Origin of the sequence: Nocardioides ginsengisoli, from assembly GCF_039537225.1 — a bacterium.
Classification (GTDB): domain Bacteria; phylum Actinomycetota; class Actinomycetes; order Propionibacteriales; family Nocardioidaceae; genus Nocardioides; species Nocardioides ginsengisoli.
In genome coordinates this window covers 14,327-36,197 of sequence record NZ_BAABAC010000046.1, presented here as the reverse complement: position 1 = coordinate 36,197, position 21,871 = coordinate 14,327, and the positions used below count along the sequence as shown (strand labels likewise).

Annotated in this window: 15 protein-coding genes and 3 pseudogenes; 6 read left to right on the top strand and 12 right to left on the bottom strand. The window is 64.3% G+C overall.

Going from position 1 to position 21,871, the window contains the following annotated elements; all coding sequences use genetic code 11:
- Window positions 1–94 precede the first annotated feature (94 nt).
- Window positions 95–1,066 (top strand): annotated as a pseudogene (locus tag AB4880_RS23420) (IS3 family transposase); the annotation flags it as partial.
- A 174-nt stretch (window positions 1,067–1,240) separates the two neighbouring features.
- Here AB4880_RS23420 and AB4880_RS23415 read toward each other — a convergent pair.
- The gene (locus tag AB4880_RS23415; RefSeq protein ID WP_367921632.1) at window positions 1,241–1,726 is read right to left on the bottom strand and encodes a hypothetical protein; all 486 of its coding nucleotides are present in this window, start codon (window positions 1,724–1,726) and stop codon (window positions 1,241–1,243) included.
- A 273-nt stretch (window positions 1,727–1,999) separates the two neighbouring features.
- Here AB4880_RS23415 and AB4880_RS23410 point away from each other — a divergent pair, with 273 nt between their 5' ends.
- Window positions 2,000–2,863: a PIN domain-containing protein gene (locus AB4880_RS23410; RefSeq protein ID WP_367921631.1), complete on the top strand. Its 864-nt coding sequence runs from the start codon at window positions 2,000–2,002 to the stop codon at window positions 2,861–2,863.
- A gap of 262 nt (window positions 2,864–3,125) precedes the next feature.
- The gene (locus AB4880_RS23405) at window positions 3,126–3,725 is read left to right on the top strand and encodes a ribonuclease H family protein (protein WP_367921630.1); all 600 of its coding nucleotides are present in this window, start codon (window positions 3,126–3,128) and stop codon (window positions 3,723–3,725) included.
- Window positions 3,726–4,741: 1,016 nt separating this feature from the next.
- Here AB4880_RS23405 and AB4880_RS23400 read toward each other — a convergent pair.
- From AB4880_RS23400 to AB4880_RS23390, 3 genes are all read right to left on the bottom strand, one after another.
- A complete protein-coding gene (locus AB4880_RS23400; RefSeq protein WP_367921629.1) occupies window positions 4,742–5,914 on the bottom strand; it encodes a hypothetical protein in 1,173 nt (390 codons plus the stop codon).
- Window positions 5,915–5,966: 52 nt separating this feature from the next.
- Window positions 5,967–6,269 (bottom strand): hypothetical protein, encoded by a 303-nt coding sequence (locus AB4880_RS23395; RefSeq protein WP_367921628.1) that lies wholly within the window; start codon window positions 6,267–6,269, stop codon window positions 5,967–5,969.
- A 212-nt stretch (window positions 6,270–6,481) separates the two neighbouring features.
- Window positions 6,482–9,622 (bottom strand): DNRLRE domain-containing protein, encoded by a 3,141-nt coding sequence (locus AB4880_RS23390; protein ID WP_367921635.1) that lies wholly within the window; start codon window positions 9,620–9,622, stop codon window positions 6,482–6,484.
- A 607-nt stretch (window positions 9,623–10,229) separates the two neighbouring features.
- Here AB4880_RS23390 and AB4880_RS23385 point away from each other — a divergent pair.
- Both AB4880_RS23385 and AB4880_RS23380 read left to right on the top strand, forming a co-directional pair.
- A pseudogene (locus AB4880_RS23385) lies at window positions 10,230–10,547 on the top strand (hypothetical protein); the annotation flags it as partial.
- Between the two features lie 51 nt (window positions 10,548–10,598).
- Window positions 10,599–11,246, top strand: coding sequence for a Wadjet anti-phage system protein JetD domain-containing protein (locus AB4880_RS23380; RefSeq protein WP_367921627.1), 648 nt, complete (start codon window positions 10,599–10,601; stop codon window positions 11,244–11,246).
- A 469-nt stretch (window positions 11,247–11,715) separates the two neighbouring features.
- On the opposite strand, the gene AB4880_RS23375 is transcribed toward AB4880_RS23380, so the two are convergent.
- The 8 genes and pseudogenes from AB4880_RS23375 to AB4880_RS23340 form a co-directional block, all read right to left on the bottom strand.
- A complete protein-coding gene (locus AB4880_RS23375; protein ID WP_367921626.1) occupies window positions 11,716–12,303 on the bottom strand; it encodes a hypothetical protein in 588 nt (195 codons plus the stop codon).
- Between the two features lie 22 nt (window positions 12,304–12,325).
- Complete coding sequence (locus AB4880_RS23370; protein ID WP_367921625.1) at window positions 12,326–13,060, bottom strand: hypothetical protein; 735 nt, start codon at window positions 13,058–13,060, stop codon at window positions 12,326–12,328.
- 307 nt (window positions 13,061–13,367) lie between these two features.
- A complete protein-coding gene (locus AB4880_RS23365) occupies window positions 13,368–14,054 on the bottom strand; it encodes a hypothetical protein (protein ID WP_367921624.1) in 687 nt (228 codons plus the stop codon).
- An 84-nt stretch (window positions 14,055–14,138) separates the two neighbouring features.
- The gene (locus AB4880_RS23360; protein WP_367921634.1) at window positions 14,139–15,686 is read right to left on the bottom strand and encodes a helix-turn-helix domain-containing protein; all 1,548 of its coding nucleotides are present in this window, start codon (window positions 15,684–15,686) and stop codon (window positions 14,139–14,141) included.
- 351 nt (window positions 15,687–16,037) lie between these two features.
- Window positions 16,038–16,448: pseudogene (locus tag AB4880_RS23355) on the bottom strand (TniQ family protein); the annotation flags it as partial.
- Window positions 16,445–17,401, bottom strand: coding sequence for an AAA family ATPase (locus AB4880_RS23350; protein WP_367921623.1), 957 nt, complete (start codon window positions 17,399–17,401; stop codon window positions 16,445–16,447). The gene AB4880_RS23350 and the pseudogene AB4880_RS23355, both read right to left, overlap by 4 nt.
- On the bottom strand, window positions 17,401–19,509 hold the full coding sequence (locus AB4880_RS23345; protein ID WP_367921622.1) for a hypothetical protein: 2,109 nt from the start codon (window positions 19,507–19,509) through the stop codon (window positions 17,401–17,403). Before AB4880_RS23345 ends, AB4880_RS23350 begins: the two co-directional genes overlap by 1 nt.
- Window positions 19,506–20,318, bottom strand: a complete 813-nt coding sequence (locus AB4880_RS23340; RefSeq protein WP_367921621.1) for a hypothetical protein — start codon at window positions 20,316–20,318, stop codon at window positions 19,506–19,508. Before AB4880_RS23340 ends, AB4880_RS23345 begins: the two co-directional genes overlap by 4 nt.
- 532 nt (window positions 20,319–20,850) lie before the next feature.
- Between AB4880_RS23340 and AB4880_RS23335 the strand changes: the two genes are divergently transcribed.
- Window positions 20,851–21,588 (top strand): hypothetical protein, encoded by a 738-nt coding sequence (locus tag AB4880_RS23335; RefSeq protein WP_367921620.1) that lies wholly within the window; start codon window positions 20,851–20,853, stop codon window positions 21,586–21,588.
- Window positions 21,589–21,871: the final 283 nt, after the last annotated feature.

Below are 21,871 nucleotides of genomic sequence, written 5' to 3'. Positions count from 1 at the left end.
GCGCCGCAATCGTCGGGGTACCCGTCGAGCGGGTCCCGTTGGCTGCTTGACATAGGAGCATCGCGGAGCTCGACCGCCCCACCAGCAAGTAGTCGCCTACATCGAGGCCCACCGCCACGACGTGGTCGACGGGCGCGAGGTCGGGGTCGAGCCGATCTGCGCGGTGTTGAAGGACGCCGGCGTGCAGATCGCCCCGAGCAGCTACTACGCGGCCAAGACCAGGCCGCCATCGGCACGTGCGATCCGCGATGCCGAACTGGTCGAGGACATCAAGGTCGCCCACAAGGCCAACCTCGGTGTCTACGGCGCAAGGAAGGTTCACGCCGAGCTGAACCGCGAAGGCATCCCGGTCGCCCGGTGCACCGTGGAGCGGCTCATGCGCGCCGAGGGCCTGCGCGGGATCCCGCGGGAGAAGACCCGCAGGACCACGATCGGCGACGGCGCAGAGACCGAGAGGCCCGAGGATCTGGTGAAGCGGAAGTTCGGCGCGACCGGGCCGAACCAGCTCTGGGTGGCTGACCTGACCTACGTCAGGACGCACGCCGGCTGGACCTACGTCGCGTTCGTCCTGGACGTCTTCAGCCGGATAATCGTGGGCTGGCAGGTGTCCACCAGCCTGCGCACCGATCTGGCGTTGGACGCCCTCGACATGGGGCTGTGGAACCGCCAGCGGGCCGGACAGGACGTCACCGGGCTGGTCCATCACAGCGACAGGGGCGTGCAGTATCGAGCGATTCGCTACACCGAGCGGCTGGCCGAGGCCGAGGCCGTCGCGTCGGTCGGGTCCAAGGGCGACTCGTATGACAACGCGATGGCCGAGGCGCTGAACTCGCTGTTCAAGGCCGAGTGCATCCGCAACCCGGTCATGCGGCCGAAGGACGGCTGGAAGTCGGTGACCGACGTCGAGATCGCGGTCGCCGAATACGTCGACTGGTTCAACCACAGGAGGCTTCACGGCGAGATCGGGCTAGTCCCGCCCGCCGAGTTCGAGGCCAACCACTGGGCCAAGAACATCGTCACCGACTACGTTGAAACACCCGTCCCGACCGGGGCTGGTTCCAAGTAACCGAGCCTCCACAAAACCCGGGGCGATTCACCTCAACACGCCAACCGCAGCCCCCACAACAAGACCAGTCCCTTAAAAACGTCGAGTTACCGTGACGCCGATGAGGGCCGAGACAGCCGCCTGTATCGCTTGGCGGACGCAACGAAGTTCATAGGTTCGAGCTGTCGCCAACGGTCAATTACCAAGGCGCCCGAGGACGCGTGGCGCCACACCCGGTGTTGGATGCCACATCAAGATGGCCCGGTCAAGCTGGCTACTGCCCAACTCAGCCGCCAGCCCGACGACGCGATCCTGAACGCGTTCCGGGTCGCAAGGACCGTACAGCAGGTAAATGCCACGGCTGTACGAGCGGTCTCCTGTCAAGAAGGAATTCAGCGTGGCGAGGTCCTTGCGAATCCCGCGAGCTGTCAGGCTCGACGCCAGCTTTACCTCAACGACGACCGCGTTTCTGTTCTGTCCTGGAACGTGCCACACGAGATCTGGTTTGTGCTTACCGCCCTCTACGACAGCGTTGAGACCGGCCTTGTCGATCTCACCCGACAGGACGAACTCCGGCGCGCCTGCGAGGCGCGAATGCTGCGTCAGCGCTCGTACCTGGTGATAGAGCTCATAGCAGTACACCCGCTCCCGATAGGCCGCACCGCGCTCGTCATTCGACACTGGGACAAGGAACCAGGGCTCCTCAATCGCCTCGCAGGCGGAGGCCAGAACCCCATGAAACTGTTCACCAGCGGCGCATGGAGATAGATGCATGATTGATGTTCTATCGAACTCTCCGCGCGGTTCGGACCGTGGGTGCTTGGCGGATCGTCCGCAATTCCATCCCCCGATCTGAGAGGACCTTTAGTGGCCTCCGTGCGCGGCCCACCAGCGCCAGGACGAACGCTCCCTACAATCACGGGACCCTAACGCCATAGATACAAGGAGCGGGGCATGGACCGGAGGCACTTCGTGTGGCCGACGAGTGGGACGGGTGGCGACCTGGCGTCAACGCTTCGAGACGCTGGACTGGCCGCTGCAAACAGCAACAATGGGAACGGCCCCGAGATCATCGACAAGTACCTGACCTGGGGCTCCGAACAGAGTCGAATGCTCCGCGGCCGGATCTCATCTGAGGACCTATCGCGCCTCGTCACCACTCCACGCTATTGGGCAACCGTGAGCGCTCCTGAAGCAACTCCACCGACCGTCCGCGCGATCACCGATGAGCTGAGCCACCGCTCGCAGGTTCTGGCAGCGGCCGCCGAAGCGGTCCGCGCAGCAGCCGACGCGTGGCGGCCGAAAGATGGAACCTTCACCTCGTTGGCGCTTGTCGACACCAGCTTCTGGATCGAACACGAAGGCAACTTCGGTTCGATCGACTGGCACGACCTCATTACGAGCGTTCCGAGTCCAGGGGCGCCGTCCGTCGGCGACGAACTTCGCATCGTCGTGCCCGTTCTCGTGATAGACGAGCTCGACGATCTCACCCACAAGGCGTCACTGCGGCCGAAGGCTGTCGGCGTCGCGCGTTACCTCTATGGACTCTTGAGAGGCCACACGACAGCGCCCATAACCATTGCCCCCGAACAGGGCGGGCGCGGCGCAGTCACAATGCAGTTGCTCTTTGACCCACACGATCACCGCCGGTTGCCGATTAACGATGCGGAGATGATCGAGCGCACGATCAGCGTGCGCGACTTTATCGGGATCCCCGAGAAACAAGCGTTCTTCTTGACCTACGACACCGGCGCCGCGTTCCGCGCCGAGCATGCCGGCCTGATGCCCAGGCTCATCCCACGGCGTGCCACACGCTGACTCAAGACACCGGAAAGCTGCGCCTCGCCGCGTCGGAGGCGAGCGCCCTACGATCGCCCGACCGGGCCGTCATCACGCGCCGATCGGAGGACGCCGAGTTCGCTCAAGTCGTGAACCAACCTGTTCCGAGCGCAACCTCCACGTGGTCGAGAAGAATGCTCCGATCGAGCACAGCCCAGTGTTCAATGAGATTGGTGAGGGCGGTGTCTCGCCGAGGCAAACAAACTAAGCGATCCGATCCCAGCGCGAGGAGGCAGCCGTCGTGGCCATAGAGGTGTACACAGACGGCGCCTGCGAGCGTAACCCAGGCGGTCGAGGCGGGTGGGGTTGGGTGGTGGACGAAGACACTTTCGGTCTCGGCGGGGACCCCTCCACGACGAATCAGCGCATGGAGATCCGCGCGGCGCTGGAAGCGGTACGTGCTGTCCCGGGATCGCTGACCGTCTGGTCCGATTCGAGATACGTGGTTGACTGCCTGACCAAGGTCTGGTGGAAGGCGTGGGAGACAAACGGCTGGAAGAACTCGAAGAAGCAGCCGGTGGCGAACCGGGACCTATGGGAGCAATTGATCGAGGCAACGTCCGGGCGCACGATCACGTTCCGCTGGGTAAAGGGCCACTCCGGAGTACAACTCAACGAGGTGGCTGACAGGCTGGCCAACTCCGGGTTGCTGGGAGAGAACGTTACGACACCGCTAGACCTCTCACGAGCCGAGGCGGAAGCGAGATTCGCCAAGAGGTTCGTGGTACCGGCGAAGTGGACTGCCCGGTGCAAGGCGTGTGGAGACTCCTACACGGTGGGAACTTCGGTCACGAAGAACGAACTCGGTTGGATCCACGCCGAGTGCCTTCCCAACCAGTAGCCCTACCAGCCCACCACAGCGTGAGAGCTCGGCTCTGGGCGGCGCTCCAAGTCTCGCCAAAGCGGGTCAGAACCAGTCCCGGGATCGATCGCTCCGGCTCCTCAAGACAACCTACGCAGATACCCTTGCATACCACGGGCCTAACGACGGAGATCGGCCCCGATGAGAAAAACACCGCACCGTGGCCTGGCGAAAGCTATCACGCGGAGATAGAGAACTATCACACTTACGTCAACCTTGTTACTGACCTCACCTTCGAGCTAACGCGCGTCGCCGAGTGGTTTTGCGACCTCATTCGCACACAGGTTGAACCCACGTATCAGCTCGATGAGGGAGGCCTGATGCTCGGGGCGGGCCGTATGAGGGTGGGGACACTCGCCGACGGCGGGTGCGTTACTCACCCAGCGAGGCGGAGGAACTTCCTGCTCCATACATCAACTTGGCTACTTTTTGTGCCACAGCGCGTTATCAGAGAGACGTGCACACCAGAATTCGTCTAGAAAACCCAAATCAGTAGGGGCCGCCCGGCACCTGCATCCAGGCCTGCATCTAACCCGAGCAAAGGGCAGACCGAGCGCGAGCCGCCTCTGGTCGCGTCCACCGCGAGGATTGGCTCGGTTGGGATTCCGCTCGTCCATTCGGCGCCGGCAGGTGAGTAGCGCCGCTCATCTCCACGGCCGTCCCAGGTGAGACCGTGCTGACATTAAGTCCGTTGCCGGTCTGGGAGGATTGCGCTAACGGGCGCCTCAGCCACCGTCGCGCCAGGCGAATAGGCGACGCGAGCGCCGGCCAGCCCGGGGTGAGCTTCCAGGTAGGAACGACAGTCAGAGTGCATTCGGCTGAGAACGTTCATGCCGAGGCACGCAGGCGACATGTCCTGTCGCGATCGACCAGACCACCCCGATCAGTCCACTTTGCGGGCGCGTCTCGACCACGGCGTGATGGAACGCCGGCACCGCGGGCGGACCCGCGTCGTGGAGCGCGTGGCAGCGGGCTTGGTGTCAAGGCCGGGACGTTCACGCGTCAACGATGTCGTATTCACCAAACTCGCCCCGCGCCTGACGGCGGTAGTCATCGGTGATGATCGCCGCCCGTTGCTCGGGCGTGAACGGCGGAGGCAGGGTTGCCTCAAGCTGGGGCCAGTCCTGCGAGTTGGTGTCGAGCATCCGCTCGATCAGCCGTTTCACTAGTGGTTCGCGACCCCAGTCGTGCACCTTGCTGGAGTCCCGCCGGCGGCCAGTGTGGTCCTCGATGTAGACGAAGCCGCGGGAGGTTCGTGAGGACCGGAAACCTGTGAGTGTGGCGTCAGTGCATTCCAGGGCTGTCCGCATGTCATCGGGGTTCTCGAGAGCGAGAACGGCTCGCGCGGCCCAGGAGCGCTGGTTGAGGAACTCGCCCTCCATCGCCCCGACAGCATCAGGGTCGCCACCGGACTCCTTGAGCGTCCAAGCGGCGAAGGCGGCACGGATCCCTTCGAGTCGGTATGCCTCACCTGGCTCCAGCAGGAGCCGGCGAGACCCGCCTCCTGGCCTGACCGCCTCGGCTACTCGCGCAAGCTCGGGAATCTCGCTGAGTCCCGATTCAATCATCAAGGCATGGGTGAGAGTGGTCGCGAGTTCGCGCGCGCGGCCAGGATCAAGGAGCCGAATACGAGAAGCAAGGACGGGATATTCGTAGTCGAGCACCGTTCGGCCGATCTCCGCGCCGTCGGCCGGATGAGGCGGCAACTGATCGCAGGCCATGCACCGTGCTGTGGCCAGGGAAACCCCGGTGAAGGCCTCGAGTGCGGCAGTGGCCCCCGTCAGAAGGCGCGATACAGCGCCTTGATCGAAGTCGCCTGGTGCGCGGGCTTCCTTTAGCAGCGCGGCGACCGCCCGCGGAACGACACCCCGGAGATCCTCAACGGGCCCGCTGCGTTCGAGCTGGGCGATAACCCTGCCGCTGCGCGCAAAGCCGACGAGTGCCGCTGCAGGCCTCTCGTGACGCCAGAAAAGGCTTGCCGCCCTGCCCTTCCTCCCCGTGGACAGCGCTTCCAGGACTCGAGCTCGGGTCCCGTAGAACCTTTCCACTTCCACGGCCGCCGCGCCGCCGTCCCCCAGTTCGTAGAACTGGGGGACGACTGCGTCGCCCGTCATGGCGCCGTTCTCAGCAAGGATCTGGGACAGTCGGGCAACGTCCATTCCGCTCACGACTGTGAGACAGCCGGACCGGTGCTGATGGACGAGTCCGCTTGTCACTGGCCTAGTCCTTATCGCAGATGTAGGTGAAGGCGCCTGTGGGCAGCGGGCTCGGCAATGCGCAGTCGGTCGGAAGTGTCGGCGCTGGGTCGCCGGCGGCGCAGCCTTCACCACCAATCACGCCCCATTTTCCGGCTGCTTGTTCCACGCGGTAGACGCCTTCCTCCCCTCTCAGGACGATTCTGACGTCGGCCTGGGGGCGGGCACTGGCCGTGGAATCGTGGGTGACTCTTACGACGCGGACTCCCACCGGCGCGTAGGCCAGCACTGCGGCTCGAGGGGTGTCGGCCAGGTCTTCCTTGCTCACTCGGGTCAGTGGCTGAGTCCAAGGAACCTTTCCACAAGGCGTGTCGGCGGCATCGGTCGCACCCGCCCCGGTCGCATCGGTCGCGCCTGGGCCCGACGCATGCACGGTCTCAGGTTGGGCGCTCTGTGACCCGGTGTCGGCGCATCCTCCGAGTCCGATCAGGGCGAGTAATCCGACGGCACAGGCCGCACCGGTTCTAGCGATCTGGATTCTCATGGCGCAATCACTACCTTGAAGCCAGCGTCCCACAGGTCGCTGGTTTTAGTCGGAATTCTCATAAGTCTCTGAGCGTTGAAGAATTTGCCTAGTCTGGTGCCGGCCAATTTGTTTTGGGGCAAGTCGACATCTGCGTGTTCGCAGGCCTTCCAATGATCCCCGTTGGTCCAACATCCTTCCCACGTAGATGCGAACGGGAATTCGTCGCAGGATTTGACGTAGCCATACCTCTTCTTTGCGTTTCGGCAGTTCTTGTTGTAGTTCTTCTTTCTGTTGGCCACCGTGGTTCGATGAAGTGGCCACGCAGCCGATCCCCAATTGAATTCGTTCTTGACTCGTGCATAGAACGATGCAGCTTCTCGCACACTCGAGTCGGACTTGCTCAGAGTGAATGTCGGCGCGTAATCCGGGTAGATGCAGCCCCTGCTCTGGTTGAAGTACGACATGTTGTCGCAGCGGAGGTAGGGAGACTGGCGGAGACCCCGAGTGACCTGCTGCAGAACCTGACCGTTGTGCCTGTGGTAGACGTTCGAGTCCACAGCGTAGTCGTACCACTTGTCCGTCGGCGTGTTAAGGACGAACTCGTGGTCGAAAGTCTTCCAGTCATTTGGCCAGGCGCTGCCCAGGGTCACTGCGCTGTCGACCACGAGGTTGCTGCAGTAGTCGGACCCAGCACTTTGCTTCGCAACACACCGCGATTTCCAGATCGCTTGCACCGTCAGCGACGACCAGTAACCGGTCGCGCGCCAAACGTTCGTGGTGTAGCGGACCTTGATCTTGTTGGAGAGGTGTCCCACCGTGATTCGACGCCCGACCGCGTATTTGAACTCGCCCATGGGTACACCGACGGGACTGATGGCGACGAGTTCGACGTCCCGAATCGCGCACAACTCGAATCGAGTGGCCCCCCATTTCGAGTATTCGCACGGCGCCCCCTTCATGGCTGCCGCCGAGGCTCCGTCCGATCCCGCCGCGTACGACGCCGCACCCTGCGATGAGGCGTCGGAGACCGTCGCGCAGACGTAGCCGGCGCCGTCATCGAGCGGGGTGCACTCGGTCGGCTCGTAGGTGTCCGCTCCGCCGGTGGTTTCCGCGTCGCCCGTCTCGTCCCCCTCGGTCAGCTCTGCGTCGTCGGTGTCCATGGCGTATAGGCGCCACCAGCCAGACAGGTCCAGGGATACGCGCGCGATCGAGGTCGTGCTGTTGTTGCGGAGGTCGATCGTGTTGGTGGCGCTCGGAACCACCGTGGAGGCCACCCGGCTCACGCCGGCGCCGGGTGAGTCCGACGTGTCCCACGTAAGCCCAGCCTCTGGGGTCACGTTTCCTTGGGCGTCGAAGACGGTGATGGAGCCGGTGGATCCATCCTGCCAGTCGCGCGCGGCAATAGTTCCGGTGATGGTGTCAACCTGATCCCAGTCGATGTCCGCAACCACAGGTAGAGGAATGCTCTTGGACTCGCCCGGATCCAGGGTGACATCGAACAGCAGCACCGCCGGGTCTATCTGGTTGAACTCGCGGACTACGAAGTGGAATAGGTCGGGATCGGAACGGTTGCCGGCAGCGTCGACTGCTGCTACTGCAAGCGTGTGAGGCCCCGACGCGGGCGACCATGGAATCGATCCCGCGCCGTTGACTGCGGCGATGAACTCCTCGGGCTGGTCGTCCCGGGTCACGTAGAAGCCCGACGCGTCAGTCTCGTCAGAGGTCGCCTGGAAAGCGTGGCCCACCGGCAGGGCGTCGACGAACTCGTCGTGGCCCACATTGGGCGAGGTCACCGTCGGCGAATTCGGCGGTTCTTTGTCGAGGCTAACGAGGAAGTCCCGTGAGAACGTCCCTGTCGAGGTGCCGTCGTTCAACGTCACGTTGACGCTGTAGGTGCTCTCATCCGCCAACAGGCCAGCGGGCACCTGAACGTCCTTGGATGCGTTGGCAGGGACGCTCAAGTCGATGCCCCAGACACGAGTGAAGTTCGACTTATTGATCCACAGACTCATGGACAGCGTGGTGCTGTCCGGGTCCGTGTTGGCGACTGTGATGGTCGGGTTCTTCGACGAGGTAGTCGCAGCGGTCCCCGGCGAGAAGCTGACGCCGGTGACCTGCGGCTTCTTATTGTAGGTCGTCACGAGCCGCGGGACGTTGCCGGCCGAGGAGTCGAGGCCGCGGTACTCGCGGTAGGTGTTCGCGTTGGTCTCGTCAGCGGCGCCGATGCGGAACCCGTAGTTTGCAGTGCTGCCGTCGGCCCACGCACGCACGATGTTGGTCACGTTCCAGGTCGCGTCGGCGTTGTCGCAACCGCTCGCTCCGTGCGCCGGCGAGTAGTCCACGGCATTGGTCGCCGTTGCGCTCGGCATGTGGTCCCACGTGAGGTTCGGGGCGTTCCAGGGCGTGGTGATCCGGTAGGCGCGCACTGCGCCGGCTTTGCAGGTCGTGGAGTAGTAGTTGCGAAGGATGAGGTTGGAGGAGATGACTCCCTGGCCGTTCCACGTGGAGTTGCCGTTGAACTTGAGGAAGGACCGCCATTTGTACTGGCCGTCGTGTCCCGCGACCAGGCGGACGTTGCCGGTGGCGCCCCCGCCGGGCTGGTTCGTGGTCCAGGTGTGGCTCTCGGCGAGGAGGGTGAAAGTCGGGTCGATCGTGACCGGGTAGACGGTGGAGGGGTCGTTGAGGAAATCCTCAGCCGGGGTCAGGACCAGTCCGTCGGGGGTCTTCGACGACGCCGCGTGAGTGTCGACGTTGAAGTCCAATGGCACGGGAGTCGGCTCGCCGCGATCGTCGACTGTGGCGTCCCACATTACCGGCGCCGGCGCCGTGGCGAGCTCGCCGCCTTGGGCGTCGACGATCGCCAGGTCGCCGCCAGTCGTCTCCTTCAACTGCGCCGACGGCGTGGTGACCGTTAGCTCGAACGCCGCGGCATCGGTGGGCTTCTCCCGCAGCACGATGTTGTGGGTGAATCCAGTGGGGTTGGCGATGACGACCAGGTCGCCGCCGTCGACGACGTCCTTGTAGGTCGCAGTGTTGCCGTCAAGCTCAGGCTTGGGCAGCTCTTCGGGCCAGTTCCACTCCAACTGGCGGCTGGCGTCGTCCGTGGGTGACTCGGCTACCGCGAGTGGGGCGGTACCGCCGTTGGAAAACGACATCTCCACAGGAACGTTCTTGGGTACGACCTTCCCGCCCTCGACCGCGAGCGTCAGATCGATTGGCTTCCAGTTACCGTGTTCGTCGCGGGCCCGGAACGGCGTGGTGGAGCTGGTCGAGTCCAGGTGCCGTCGGGGTTGGCGACAATCTCAGTGAACTCATCGCCCTGATCAGGATCCGGAACTGAGCGCCCGAGGAGCCTGGCCAGGCTCATGCTCGGGCTCACCATGGCTGCACTCGCGCTCGTTTTCCCGGTCCGTGGGCCCGCGCCAGAGGGCTCGGGCGCTGCTGACGCCGCAGGCGTCAAGGCCTCCACGCCGAGAGGCGCAGCAGTCGGCGCGAGCACCGCTAGCACCGCCATACGCGTTGCAAAACCTCGACGGCGAGGGGGGTTCCGAAAAGACATGAATCGAGATTAGGTCCGCGCGGGATCTTTTTGAGCTAATTCTCAAAAACTTGGAACAGCGGCCCGGCGATGACGGGTCTGACGGGCCGGGGTAGCCGCACCGGTTCCCGGTCGGTCGAGCGGCGTCCGCTGACCTTAGAGACGACTTCGGGACGTACGCGCGTCAACTCGGCGACTAGCGCGACTGGGCCAAGACCTGCGACATCGAGCTCATCTACGCGACCCGCATCGTCGCCGGCACCCGCCAAGAGGTCGTCTCCCACGTCGTCGTACCCGATATCGACACCGCCGCGCACGTCGTCGGCGAGGTGTGGCCCGAGCTCATCGCGACAGCCCGCACCCGAGCCGCAGCACTTCATCAGCCGTTCCCGAACCAGCCGAACCTTCCCCGTGCCCTTCTCGGTGCGACCCGGCTCAGCGACGACTTCGACGTCCTCGTCCACGTCTGCGCCTACTTTCTCGAGCGCGCCGCGCTGGCGACCGCCGCTGGAGTGCCGCCGACACCCCTGACACCGCGGCAGGTGCCGATCGAGTGTGTCCACGCCAAGTGGCTGGACTCGCACCAGGGCCTCGTGCGAACCGTCACCGGACTCGACGACCTCGCGCTTCTGCCACCGCACCCGGCGCGCTTTCACTTCACCTACCTCGACTCCGATCACCTGGACGCGCGCGGTCGCCAGCACGACTCCTACAGCGTCGAAGACCAGGTGCCGTTGCCGTACCCGCCACAGGTCGTGCTCATCAGCGAGAACAAGGACACCGCCATCGGGTTTCCGCGCATGCGCGGCGGCGTCGCCATCGAGGGTGAAGGCCGAGGCGCGAGCACCATCGCGTCCGCTCTTTGGGTCCGTTCAGCGCCGCTCGTCGTCTACTGGGGCGACCTCGACCAAGACGGCCTCGAGATCCTGAATGAGTTCCGCGCGAAGGGACTCACCATCACGTCCATGCTCATGGATATCGAGACCTACGAGCGCTACCAGCGATACGGCACTACGCAAGACCGGAACGGCAAGCCGATCAAGCTCCACCCTCCCCGCGACGTCCCGCACCTACTCGAGCACGAGGGTGAGCTCTACCAGCTCCTCACCAGCAGCACCGCGCCCGTTCCGCGCGTCGAACAGGAGCGCATTCCGCTGGAGGTCGCGGAAGCTCGGCTGAGTGAGCTTGTGAAGCTTGCTGCATTCACCCGCGCCAACCCGATGCGCGGTACGGATCGCTGACCAACAGTGGGCTGGCCGATCAAGCCGGCGGGAGCGTCTCCGCGTACAGACCCGTGTCGACCTCGCGAGCAGAGCGATCCGGAGCCACACGAGTTCGATTTGGTCATCGGCCGCCCGTGTCACAGGCGCGCCAAGAGAGTCTCGGGACTCCCGTCGCCAGAGCAGCTGTAAAGGCGAGATAGGTCGTTTCAGCTGCTTCAGACAGCCAAGCCTCGGGTTCCGAGTGGGTGCGGACGGGTGAGTGGATTCAGCAGCCACCTGGGTTGTCCGCGCAGGCCGATTCCGGATTGATGTCCCTCAGAATTTCCGTTTGCGACGCTCCACATCTCTGGGGCACTCATCGGCGCTGCCCGTCGGCGCTGGGGCAGTACTGATGCGCGTCCCGCCACGTCGTGCACCACCGGAGTTCATAGCGCTCGGCCAGGACCAGCAGCCATGGCCCGAGGCGAGGATCGATGTGCATACCCCGTCAAGGGCCATCAATGGCGCGATTTTCACCGGTCCCCTCCGCCGGGCGGGCGTCTTCGTGGGGCGGCGAAGCCATCGGCTCATCTGCGAGGGCCAGTCGTCGCAGTTCCGCGCAGAGGGCGTCCTGGGCGGTGGTCGCTTTTGTGCGGGGGACAGTCAGGAGCGCCGGATAATGGGCGAACGCCAGGTCGGCGAACCTGTCGAGGTCGACGTCAGCCGGGTAGGAGTGGATAACCCATCCGCGAGCGGACAGAGCATTCACGCTGTACTGGTTGGCCTGTTCCACGAGCCTGACGTCCCAGTCGAGCAGGATGCGTACCCGGTTCTCTCGGTCGAATACCCGGAGATGGTGGCCGCTCTCAAGGATCCACAGTCCCGCGTAGTTGCCGTGTGCAAAGTCGTCGGGCTGGATGGACATGTGCTCCCAGTACGCCCTTGTTCCCGGACAGAGAGGGTGGTCGGGCGACCACGGGCAGCGTTCAACTTCGTCGTGGGAAGCACGTTCGTCGAAGACCGCCCAGAAGCCACCCTCGGTGCCGGTTTCAGACCACAGGTCGAGGGAGCCGCGGATCGTGAGGACCTCAGTCATCTCAGTTCCACTACACGCGCGGTCATGGCCGGTGACCGGGGAGGAGTCCGGTTGCCCAGTCCGGGCACGGTCCGCAGCAACCATCGCAGCCATGGATCGTTACGTCTCGTCTTTGGGTGTTCCACCAGAACGCCGCGTCCTGCGGGTCGGGGTGGCCGACGCCGTGGTCGCAGATTCGTTCCGCGGTGCTCTTGTCGTCGCGCCAACGAACGGGTGCTTTATCGAGCGGATGTGGCCGGGGGTCGTGAATCCAGCAGCCCCATGGCTGGCCCTGGCAGGACGACGATGAGTGGACATGTCCGAGCATCCCGTTAGAGACAGCGACGAGGTCTCCAGATGCGAGGTCAAACCGGGCGGCCATCACTTCCACTTGCACGGTCGTCAGGACGTTGGGGGTTAGCGATGAGATATCCGCGGTCTCCCAGGCGGTGCCATAGATGGCGACCGCAGGGTTGGCCCAGCGCACGGTGGAGACGCCGTCACCGCGGAGGTCGATTACGAATGCGGTGGGGTGACCGAGGTCGATGCGATCGAAGCTGAGCAGTGAGAGGGTCTCGCCATCGCGCCGCAAAGGCTGCGACCACGGATGCTCGCCACCGCTGCTGGAGGGCGTCCGTGTCAGGGTGCCTCGGCCGGCTTCTGCGTCCCAGGTGACCTTGTAGCGGCTGCCACTCGCCGTCTCCAGATCGACGTCAAAACTGTGCGTCTCCAGCAGGGGCAGACCGACTACCCCGAAGGCTGGCTCATCGCTTCTCATTGGCTCTCCAGTTGCCGCACCAGCCGATCAGTGCACTTCTCGTGAGGTGCGACGATGCCTACCGTGACGTCACGCCGCTGGGTAAACCACCCACAAGCGGCGTCTTGAGGATCAGGTTGTCCGATGCCGTGGCGGCAGCGGAGTTCGGCATTCTGATCGTCTGCGCACCGGTACATCGGCGCGTCGGCCAGGGAGTGTCGTCGTCTGGGTGAGTGCATCCAACAGCCAGCGCCGTTGTCTGCCCAGACCGACTCTGGGTGGATGTCCCGCAGAAGTCCGTTAGCGACGCTCCACGTCTCCAGGTCACTCATCGGACGCTGGCCCCGTCCGGCGCTGGGGCGGGTCTGATGTTCTGGACCGTTGATGAGGTCCGGTAGTGCTCTGCCCGATCGGGGTCATCAGGATCGTCGAACCAGACGAAGAACGATTCGCCGACCTTCGGCCAAGCGTCTACACGGGTGATCGGCATGGCATTGCCGTCGAACTCCCTCCCGTCGGCTCCGCTGCTCGGACCCGGCCGGCGGGTGTAGGTCGTGTCGTCGAGATCCCAGATGTGGCTCGAGTCAGCGGTCTCCACCACCCAGACCCCGGTCGTGAAACCGTTGAGCTCCTGGACTTCTCTGACCATGAGCGGGAGGTCGATGTCTTTGGCGCGTTGGTGTTCGCGGCATCGGGTGCGGCGGAGGTACTTCGTGGTTGTGACGACAGCATTCGCGCCGCACACGTCGCAGATGTAGTAGGAGCGTGCCTCGATCTCGCCGATGGCGTCGCGTACGTGCAGTCGGTGCGAGGCGCCGTCAGCGTCCTCATCGGCGAGCACGTAGTAGATCCGGAGGCCGCCGAGCTTCTGTTTGAGTTGCGTCAACTTCCAGCCGGGGAGTTCTCGGTCCAGGATTGCGATTGCTTCTTCGATGAGGTTTGCCCAGCCGGCTGGAGCATGGGATCCCAGGTTGGGCAGGTTCGGGACTGCGATGGTGCGGTTGTCGTCGTTCATGAGGACCTCCCGGGGGCGGATGTACCTGGCGCACCCGATCACCGGGTGCCCGTAGTTGTTTGGCGCCGAAGCGTCTTGTCGCGGTCAGGGAGTTGCAGGAATGCGTGGTCGTTCCCGCTCGCCTCCCGGTGATGGTGCACCGTTGGTGCTGGTCGAAATCACGGGGCCGTTCAATCGCACCGCGGGATCTACGTGCGCAAGGGGGCTCTCGGTGATGAGTTGGTGTAGCTGTCGACCCTGTGGGGTCAGGGTGAACCCATGACGGCTTCGCTCGAGGAGCGTGACCCCCACCTGCCTCTCGAGTGAGCGCATCGCAACACTGAGAGTCGGTTGCCGGACGCCGATCAGATTCGCGGTCTGCGTGATGGTGCCGACGTCGACGACCATCTTGAAACGGGCCATCAGCACGGCGAGTCGCCGTGTCTCCCACGACTGGTCAGACATTGCAAATGCCACCCGCCCAGATAGAGGAAGTCGGTCGAGGTCGTGCGAGACGCTCCTCCTTGCCCCGCGCAATGACCGGTTCGCCCAACCGTCGAGCGTCCGATCTAGCTGTGGTGGCGGACAAGTCCAGCAGCCGTCGGTGCCGTAGGCGGGTGCCCATGTGATGGGCTCGTCGAGGCGATTGACGAGCAGTGCGTGCTCGGCGCGTCGCACCATCAACGGCGGCGGATCGCTCTCCCATTCGGATCGCTGTCGTGCATAGGCATGTCGCAGCGGTCCCGGTAGGTGGAGGCAAGATTCGCTCAGTAAGACGTCGTTGCCAGAAAGCGCTTCATGGATCCACCACGACATGAACGTCCGGAGTCGCGGGGTCGGACGCAGCCCGAGTTCGCGGGCGATTCTGCGCGCTGTCCGTTCAGGGATCGGAGTCGGCGCTCGAAAGGTGTGGCGGCGTCGGGTGTAATCGATGGGTACCGCGGCGGTGCTGATGGCATCGTGGAGTCGGACCAGTTCCTCGAAGTGGTCGTGGCCGGATCCCGGCGTTCGGCCCAGAAGGGGGCCCAGTTCTCGAGCCGTTCGTGGTCCCAGGTGCTCATGGTTGAGTTGTCTGCAGGCCTCGGTCGTGGTCAGGTTGGTCGCGATCCTGAGCAGCGCTGCGCTGACGACCAGGCCGATGTACGGGTTCGCATCAGCCCAGGGACTTGCAGCGCGAAGGCTCGGCCAAGCCCTCGCTGGGAGGCGTGAGCCGTCGAGCGGCCAACGTTCGGTGCCGTCCGAGCGGTACCGGGCAGTCCCGATTCGGATGCTGCGCGCCGCGGCAGGTCGACGTGCCTTGGTCGGATCGTCGAGTGCTCTGATGAGGTTCCAGGACAGGCTGCGTGCGTTGGCTCCTGTCACGGCGTCGCGGCGGGCTTTCGGTGATAGCAGGACCGAGACGACCTCTCTCGCTTGTTCGCAACTTGAACTCGTGAGCACCAGCGTCGCAGCCGTTGCTGCCATGGCGAAGGCGACAGGCGACCGGACAGCGTCGCTGAACCGAGCAGCCGGGCTTCTCATGGGAGTAAGCCCCAGGATCGGTGACCAGCTGGCGACGAGGTCCTCCACCTCCACGCGCGACGAGGCGGCGCCGCGGGCGGGAGTGGTGTCGCCTGCCAGATGACTGGTCCCGACAAGGACGTCGACGTACACGGGCGGGATCTGGTCAGTTGGTAGGTGAACGATGAGTCTTCTCGTGAGGCTTGCGAGGTCTCTAATCCAGGTGATCGCAGGCGTCGGGGTGCCGAAGTAGTCAACCTGTGCATGCGGGGACTCGATGACGGCGCGAATGTGCCGTTGAGCTGCGAGGACCGGTCCGAGTCCGGCGTGCGTTGTTAGGAACGCCGCGCTGTTGGTTTGGGAGAGTGCTGCCGTCGCGCAGCGGCACAAGCCGTCTCCGCTCGGGAACTCATGGTGGGTCGATGGCACAGCGACGGGGTGTCCGTAACGAGAGCGGCGTATGTCGCCTCCGCATACCTGGCACCGATTCGCTAGTAGGACTCTGTGTTCGGCGCACGCGAAGCTCCAGTGGAGATACCAGTGAAGTCGCCATCTCAGGTTTCGATGCTTCAGGCACTCGGGGCAGTAGCGAGCTCCTGCTGCTCTTGCCCCGAACTCACCGCCCTTGCGGCGCCCGGGCTCGTCGCGAGGCATCAGTCCCAGGTGGGCGTAGCGGCGAAGTGTCATTGCGGTGACGCGTTCGGGTGGGATCGCCAGTGCGGTGGAGACGAGCTCGGTCTGCTCACTCGTCAGGCCACGTGCGCCTGCGTAGGCGCGAGTGCGACGAACGCCGAGATACTGGTAGATGTCCGCGACGGGCACAGCGAGTCGGTGAGCGACGTGTTCCAGGTAGCCGTCCAGCGGCTCGTCGTCGAGCGGTGCCGGGGCATAGGCGAACGGGACGGCTGGGCTCATGCTGTTACCTGTTGTGCCGCTGAGTCGCGGCGCACACTGTCGGCTTCGTTGCGGACCAGATCCGCCGTCACGACGCCCTTGTTGTTCGCAATTGCCTCGACGAAGGCTCGTTTGAGCGTGTTCAGGATGCTGCCCAGACGTCCATCGAGATGGAGCAGGAGGTCGCGGATCAGGTGATGGTCCATGTAGCGAAGGTCGAGGTCTACAACCTTTCGCATTCGTCGGTCGAGTGACGTGATCGCATCGAAAGCCGTTCGCTCTTGGCCGGTCCTGAGTGGGCTGAGGTTGAGCTGGATTCGACGACGTTGCAATTGCAAGACCGTGTCGTTGTTGCGACCTGGGTCCCGCAGGAGTGCTGAGTGTTCGAGGTCGATGCCGACGAAGACGAACGGAACCGGCAGGTGGAGCAGGTTCCTGATGCCGTCGGTGAGCCGGGACGCGCTGTCGCTGACGCGCCGGTACATCTGTGCGTCGTCGACGACGATCAGTCGAACTCCGAGGGAGGGCAGGGCCTGGCTGAGCATCTGGTGGAGGTCCTTCTCGTTGCCCACGTCGGGAAGTCCCAGGACGCGAGCAATAGCAGCGAGGAGTCCACGGGCCTCCTGCTTCGACGCTGCCTCGACGTAGACGTAGGGCGTCTGGAGGTAGCCGTCGGGGTTGCGTTGACGCCAAGCATGAGGCTCCGTCATTGCCCGCTCCAAGACGACCTGGGTGAGCGCCGAGCTCTTGCCGAGATGTGAGGGGCCGCTGACGGCGAGCCAGCACTCGTTGGTTCCCGTGTGCTGGCGCATCACCTTGTCGAGCGCCGATCCAATCTGTGCCTCGTAGCGCGTTGGGACGTGCTGGGCATGGATCCAGCTGTAGAGCGCGTCGGGCGTGCATGGAGGGGCCGTTGTGCGCAGCTGGTGAATGGCGGGCCAATGATCTGGTTCGGCGAAGGAGAGGCGTGGCATCAGGCTTCCTCCCAGTCGTCGAATCCGGCTAAGAAGCGGTCCGCGACCTCGTCTTGGTAATCGGCTGTGAGGTCCGCGAGCATGTTGAGATCCCATCCGCCGCTGTCGATGAGTCTCTGGCGCGCCTTCCTTGTCGCGGTCTTCTTGCCCCGGTTGATGGGGACGACCGTCAGCTCGCTGTCGAGGCCTTCGACGCGCCATGCCTGGGCCATGAGTTCGAGCAGGTCGGCTCGGCGACTGGCCATTTCGTCGTGGGTGGGCCAGCGCTGCCCCTGGAGCGACATCCGCAGCGCTTCGCGCACTTCGGCGAAGGCGGGGGTAACGCCGCTCGCAACCCCTGGGGCATGCAGCGTCCGGACCTTGAATGTTCCTGGCTCAGGCCAAAACAGGCTGCCTGGTGCGTCCGGGTCGTAGTAGAAGGTCAGCGGGCGCCGCGCGGTGCCGCGCGATGTTGAGTGCTTGATGATCGGCTCATAGTCCGCACAGGTGTATCGCCGCTTTTGCCAGGTGACTCCATCATCGTGGGGGACTAACGACAGATGCGGCAGCAGTCGCAGCGCGAAGGTCGGGTCGGTCAGAACCCGAATCGGTACGCCGCGCGTCAGCGAGACGCTGACGGCCTCCAAGGGCGTGAGGTGCCTGTTCGGCATCGTGGCGTCAGTAAGGCCGGTGTGGGGCTGATTCGCCACCCATTCCGGCCAGACTCGAAAAGCCGCTCGAGCCTGCTCGAACGTGAGGAGCCGTCTGGCCTGCCGAGACGGCTTGTTCTCGACGGTGTTGCCCTTGTGGCCCGGGACGAGCTCGCAAGCGATGCCGAACTTCCGGATCAGCGACTCAATGTAGGCCTTGTAGGTTGGATCCATCGTCCGGGCCCAATAGAGCGTGATCCCCAGTTGAGCGCACAGGCCGATGAAGTAGTGGTTCTCCTCTTCAGCGCCATGGTCGACAGCGATGCAGCCCGGAAGGGTGGCGGGAGGTGGCTCAGCGCCGCGCCAGAGGTTGGCCGTCACGACATTCGGGATGGTGGAAAGAGCGTTCGTCGCGGATGGCGTGGCGGGGTCGCCCCAGAGTGAAGTTCCACCGAGGATGTCCCACAGGAGAAGTCCTAGATGAACGCCTCGCGGTGGCCCAGGAACCAAACGTAGCCAGCAGTAGCGGGTGCTGACGCACACTGCGAATACGGCCCAGACCCGTTGGGGTCCGTCAGGGCCGGCGACGTGGATGTCAACGGGGGTGGAGTCCATCTCGATGCGGTCCCCGAAGTCGAAGCCCCGGTGACGCAGACCGTTAACTGCTTTGCGGTTCCTCTGCTGCTGCCTGGTCTTGGCCGTTCGTGGATCGCGTCCGCGGCCGAATTGTCGAACCAGTTTGGCGAAGGTCTTCGCCGAGAGCACATCGGCTTCTAGCGGGAGCGGCGCTCCGTAGGGGCCGATGACCCCGGGCGTGCGACTGACCAGGCGTTGGCGCCGGAGCAGATCCAGGACCTCAGCGTGCTCGCTCAGCCGGGTCTTCTTGCTGGAAACGTCACGGTCCATCAGGTACTGCCGCACCACTGCAAGGATCTCGGGAGGAACGTCGGCGATGCCCAGGGAGCGCAGTTTCCGCGTGCTGTGCCGAGCCATTCCCAAAGGCCCGTCACGTTTGACCCGCGTTATCCACCGACCGAAGTTGCTGTCACTCACTCCGAGTTCGGCGACCTTCGCTTGGCGCCGCGTGGTTTCGTCCGTCGTCTCAGGATCGTAAGGGTTCGGTCGTCGGTCAGAAGCCCGGGCGCCTCGGCCGACCGTGACGTCATAGACGTGCTGGGCAAGCTCGAATGCCTCTCGCTTCTTCTCCTCAGAGAGCCAGTTGAGGAGCTCGGTGTTGTGGTCGACCACGATGAGCGGATTCTCAAGGCGATGGCGAGCCGCTGCTTCCCTGAGCAGTTCCCGGGCCGGCACCTTGTGCGCTTCGCCGTTCTCGTAGACGACGATCATGAGTTCGCCAAGTTCGTCGACGAAGTGCTTGATAACCACTCGCTCGTTTCCGTTGACGTCGCGAACCACTGCATCGAGGGACAGATCGACCGGTAGTGAATGCAGCCCGGTGTCATCGAATGACTCGGTCATTGCGCGCCTCCTGAGTCCGCTTGTTCTGGCCATGTCAAGCCCGTCACCACTCGCAGCGGCGCGTCGAGATCCGCTGAGCACTGGCCGGTCGCGAGAAGGTGAAAGAGAACTGCCTGGCCCACACCCAGGGCGTCGGGTTCCAGGACGGCGCTCTCGTCACGGAGCTTCTTCCCACTGCTCTGCAGATCCGCGATGATCCGGATCAGGCCCGCTGCTGTGTGGGGGCGAGCGTCCCTGACTGCCGCTGTCGCTTCGGCGAGCGCCGGGTTCCACCATCTGTATCTGGAGAGCAGCTGGAGGTTGTGGGCGCGCTGTGCGGACATCTCGCTGAGAACCTCGTATGGGACACCAGCGTCCGCGAGAGACCGGGCGGTGAGTTTGAAGGCCATCTGAGTCCAGGGCTCCTCCAGCCGAACAGAGTGCTTGACGTCGAAGAACACCAGCCGCCCGTCGATGACCGCGGCAAGGTCGGGAACGCGCCACGCCTTCCCCTCCTCGTGGGTCCACAGCAACAGGCACGGCTGCGTATACAACCCACTGACCCGCGGGTCACACGCCAGATGCTGCAGCCAAGCAAGCTCCAGCCGAGACTCGACCGTGAGCATCAGGACGTAGCCGTCCCGGACGGCAGGGAACATCGCGATCGTGTTCGGCGCATCGCAATATGTCCCGACTCGGCGAATCGGCAACAGGTCCAGACTCGTCGGCAGCTCGATGTCGGTCACCGGCTGGACGACTGCTTTGTCGGCCACGTTCCAGACGACCGAGCAGTTCCCCGCACCCAGTTCGTCATTTTCCGCGAGCTCCATGACGCGGTCCTGCGTCAGGAGCGGACTGAGAAGCTGACCAACGGCCTTCGGGATTCGCCTTGTCCCTCGACGGGCAGTGGCCCTCGGCATGGCCGGATGGGGCTCAGGAAGCACGGACAGGCTCGGGTCGCCGCGACGGTGACTATCCAACGGGTGTCCCATGTCGGACCGTTCCTAGCCATCCAAGGCTTCGCCCCGACACGATTGCGAGCCATGTGGCCATGGGTACACCGAGTACGCGACACTAGTCATAGCAGTGCCCTTCGTGTGGATGCCTAGTCTCCACGAGGCGCTGTCAGCGAAGCCCGCTCGGCCGTTGCACCGGCCCTGAGCGGGCTTTGCGCCCTTCTGGGCGCTTCGCTGCCGGCTCCCCGTTGGCGCGAGCGTACGCCCTAGAGCGGCATCAACGCCACCATTTGGGAACGCGACTCGATGCCATCGAGCCAAATGCCGACGGCCCTTCTCGCCCAGAGTGTGTATTTGGATACGCTCACCGACGTTCGTAGGGCTGACCTGCGATAACGTGATCCGCATGGTCGATCTGGCGATGCAGCAGGTGCTGACGCGACCCGCACTGGCCTTCCTGCGAGCGTCTTTGAATGCACGCGAGGCAGAACCTGCAATCCGTACTCCACCCGCCGCACCGCCGCATCCGCCCATGACGCCGCCTTCGACCGATGCACTGGAGATTGCGAGCTGGTGCCGCCTTCCGGAGTGCACCGAGCGAATCACTCGCGAGACTCGCAAGGGGCGGGCGCGATGGTTCTGCACTGACGAGCACCGCCTTGAATACCGGTTCCGCGGCGAGGCCCTTGACCGGGCGATCGCGGAGCTCGGACAGAACCTTCAATCCACAACGCGACGAGAAGCTCGTCTGCGCGAAGGAGTCGTCAATTGGTTGCTGGAACTGCGGCAGCAATACGACATCAACCCGTCCCGGGCACGGTCCGAACGGGCGCTGTATGACATTCGCAGATTGCTCATCGAGTTCATCGACGTGGCGCAGCGCCAGGCACCCCCCGACCTGCGGCAACGGAACGAGGTCGAGGTATCGCCGCGGGGTCGTGGGCAGATCTCCTGGGAAGACCTGCTTCGCCTCTTCGAAGACGCTGCGGTTCGGGAGGCCATGCGGCTTCGCCAGCCCGGCGCGATCCTACGTGCGGCCGAGCTGGCCGACCTCGTTCGCCAGTCAACTTCAGGTCAGCCCGCGCCTGAGGACCCTCAAGGGTGTCCGGACCCGAAGCCTCAGCTAGGTGGCGCACCATCCTAAGCAGCCAGAATTGCGATGCTTCCGCCCTGGCCGGGCGCTCATGCAGGTCTCGGAGTCCGCGCGCCGGCGGCGGGTTCTATCGCCAGCCAGCTCTTCTTGCCCCCGCTCGACAGTTGCTCGCCCGTCGACGACATCGGCGTGGTCCTCGAATGGACCACGGTTGCCTGTTCGCGTGTGAACGCTCCTCGGCGTCACGACGCGCGGGCGTTCCGGCTGAGGAGGAGTTCGCGGCGGCGAAACCGAATCTGCTCGGTGGCTGAGTGGCCTCCGACGGGCCCGCGCA